This is a genomic window from Variovorax sp. 01T439_2, from assembly GCF_056398445.1.
The window spans coordinates 1-3,075 of the sequence record NZ_JBFTPJ010000711.1; the positions used below are offsets into that span (position 1 = coordinate 1).

General features: G+C 66.9%; 3 protein-coding genes and 1 pseudogene. All 4 read left to right on the top strand.

Going from position 1 to position 3,075, the window contains the following annotated elements; translation table 11 throughout:
* A pseudogene (locus tag AC1DOC_RS26395) lies at window positions 1–237 on the top strand (glycerol-3-phosphate transporter permease); the annotation flags it as partial.
* Between the two features lie 51 nt (window positions 238–288).
* Window positions 289–1,137 (top strand): sn-glycerol-3-phosphate ABC transporter permease UgpE, encoded by an 849-nt coding sequence (gene ugpE, locus AC1DOC_RS26400; RefSeq protein ID WP_018906400.1) that lies wholly within the window; start codon window positions 289–291, stop codon window positions 1,135–1,137.
* Window positions 1,138–1,160: 23 nt separating this feature from the next.
* Window positions 1,161–2,168, top strand: a complete 1,008-nt coding sequence (gene ugpC, locus AC1DOC_RS26405; protein WP_018906399.1) for a sn-glycerol-3-phosphate ABC transporter ATP-binding protein UgpC — start codon at window positions 1,161–1,163, stop codon at window positions 2,166–2,168.
* Between the two features lie 2 nt (window positions 2,169–2,170).
* Window positions 2,171–2,920 (top strand): glycerophosphodiester phosphodiesterase, encoded by a 750-nt coding sequence (gene ugpQ / locus AC1DOC_RS26410; protein WP_478079537.1) that lies wholly within the window; start codon window positions 2,171–2,173, stop codon window positions 2,918–2,920.
* The last annotated feature ends 155 nt before the right edge of the window (window positions 2,921–3,075 follow it).

Genomic DNA, 3,075 nt, shown 5'->3' on the forward strand with positions numbered 1-3,075 from the left:
GTCATCAGCCTTGGCAAGATCGCAATCTCGCTGCTGTCGGCCTTCGCGATCGTGCATGCGACCACCGAAGGCGGGCCGGGGCGCGACACCGCCATCCTGGTCTACAAGGTCTGGCACGACGGCTTCAAGGCGCTGGACCTGGGCGGCTCGGCTGCGCAGTCGGTGGTGCTGATGATGATCGTTGTCGTGCTGACCGTGATCCAGTTCCGCTACGTCGAAAAGAAGGTCCAGTACTGATGACCGCCTATTCCTCCGCCTCTTCCCTCGCCCTTTCCCTAAGGCCTCACCATGGTTGAACGCCGCCCCGGCCTCACGGTCCTGTCGCATGCGGTGCTGCTCCTGGGCATTGCCATCGTGGCCTTCCCCATCTACCTGGCTTTCATCGCGTCCACCCATACCCGCGACGCGATCCTGCGGGTGCCCATGCCGCTCCTGCCGGGCGGCCACATGTTCGAGAACTACAGCTCCGCCCTGCTCGGCGCCGACACCCAGGGCGCGCGCGTGGTGGTGGGGCGGATGATGTGGATCAGCCTGGTCACGGCACTGGTCATCAGCCTTGGCAAGATCGCAATCTCGCTGCTGTCGGCCTTCGCGATCGTGTACTTCCGCTTTCCGTTCAAGAAGATCGTCTTCTGGATGATCTTCGTGACCCTGATGCTGCCGGTCGAGGTGCGCATCCTGCCAACCTACAAGGTGCTGGCCGACCTCCACATGCTCAACACCTATGCGGGGTTGACGGTACCGCTGATTGCCTCGGCCACTGCCACCTTCCTGTTCCGGCAGTTCTTCCTGAGCGTGCCCGATGAACTGGTGGAAGCAGCCCGCATGGACGGCGCGGGGCCGATGCGCTTCTTCAAGGACATCCTGGTGCCGCTGTCCCAGACATCGATCGCGGCACTGTTCGTGATCCAGTTCATCTACGGCTGGAACCAGTACCTGTGGCCGCTGCTGGCCACCACCAGCGAGGACATGTATCCGGTGGTGATCGGCATCAAGCGAATGATCGCCTCGGGCGACGCCGCAGTGGACTGGAACCTGGTGATGGCCACGGCCATCCTCGCGCTGGTGCCACCGGCCATCGTGGTGGTGGTGATGCAGCGCTGGTTCGTCAAGGGCCTCGTGGACACCGAGAAGTAACCGACAAAGAAGCAAACGACACAATGACTGCCATTTCTCTTCGCAACGTCATCAAGCGCTACGGCCACGGTGCCAAGGCCAACCAGGTCATCCACGGCGTCTCGGCCGATGTCAAGGAAGGCGAGTTCGTCGTCATCGTCGGCCCCTCCGGCTGCGGCAAGTCCACCCTGCTGCGCATGGTGGCCGGCCTGGAGGAAATCTCGGCCGGTGAAATCTCCATTGGCGGGCGCGTGGTGAACCAGCTCGAACCCTCCGAGCGGGACATCGCCATGGTGTTCCAGAACTACGCGCTCTATCCGCACATGAGCGTGTTCAAGAACATGGCCTATGGCCTGAAGATCGCCAAGGTGCCGGAGCCCGAGATCAAGACCCGCGTCGACAAGGCGGCCAAGATCCTGGAGCTGGGCCACCTGCTCGAGCGCAAGCCGCGCGAGCTCTCGGGCGGGCAGCGCCAGCGCGTGGCCATGGGCCGCGCCATCGTGCGCCAGCCGCAGGTGTTCCTGTTCGACGAGCCGCTGTCCAACCTGGACGCCAAGCTGCGCGCGCAGACCCGCATCGAGATCCAGAAGCTGCACCGCGAGCTCGGCATCACCTCGCTGTTCGTCACGCACGACCAGGTCGAGGCCATGACGCTGGCGCAGCGCATCATCGTGATGAACGGCGGCGTGATGGACCAGTTCGCGACGCCCGAAGAGGTCTACAACCGGCCCGCCACCACCTTCGTTGCCAGCTTCATCGGCTCGCCGCCGATGAACCTGCTGCAGCACGCCCCCGGCGTGCGGCCCGGCCAGATCCTGGGCATCCGCCCGGAGCACCTGACGCTGGACGAAAGCGGCTGGTCGGTGCAGGTGGAGTCGGTCGAACTGCTGGGCGCCGAGCGGCTGGTGTACGGCCGCATCGGCGAGGAGCAGATCATCATGCGCACCGACGAAAGCGATCATCCGCCGGTCGCGGGCGACACCGTGAAGATCGCGGCGCGCGAGGACAAGCTGCACTGGTTCGATGCCGGCTCCGGCAAGCGGGCCGACTGACGATGCCGGCACGGATGAAGCCCTGGCCCTATCCGCGCTGGATCGCGCACCGCGGCGCCGGCAAGCTGGCGCCCGAGAACACGCTCGCGGCCTTCCGCCTTGGCGCGGCGCACGGCTACCGCATGTTCGAGTGCGATGCGAAGCTCAGCGCCGACGGCGTGGCCTTTCTGATGCACGACGCCACGCTCGACCGCACCACCAACGGCCACGGCATCGGCGGTGCGCAGCCCTGGAGCGCGCTGGCTCAGCTCGACGCCGGCGGCTGGCATTCGCGCGCCTTTGCGGGCGAGCCGCTTGCCACGCTCGAGAACCTCGCGCGCTTCTGCCTGGCCAACGGCCACCTGCTCAACATCGAGATCAAGCCCACCCCGGGCACCGAACGCGAAACCGGCGAAGCGGTGGCGCGGCTCGCGGCCCGGCTGTGGCAGGGCGCGGCCATACCGCCGCTGCTCACCTCGTTCCAGGCCGAATCGCTCGCGGGCGCCAGGGCGGTGCAGCCCGAGTTGCCGCGCGGGCTGCTGCTCGACACGCTGCGGGACGGCTGGCTGGCCGCGGCCACCGGCCTGGACTGCACCGCGGTGGTCTGCAACCACGCGCTCTGGGACGCCGCCACGGTGGCGCAGGTGCAAGGCGCGGGCATGCGCGCGCTGAGCTACACCGTGAATGACGAATGGGCCGCCGAGCGGCTCGTCGAGCTGGGCACCGACGGCATCATCACCGACCGGGTCGACCTGTTCAGCCCGGCCGATTGACCGCTTCCCGCCGCGCGGCCCGGCAGACACACGCTGTCACGCCCCGCGCCGCGGGCAGCAAATGGCGCCTTCTATGATGGCAGCCATGCGTTCGATCCCCCGCCTGATTGCCTTTTGCCTGGCCGCCCTGCTGCTGCTGATGTGCGGCGCCGCAA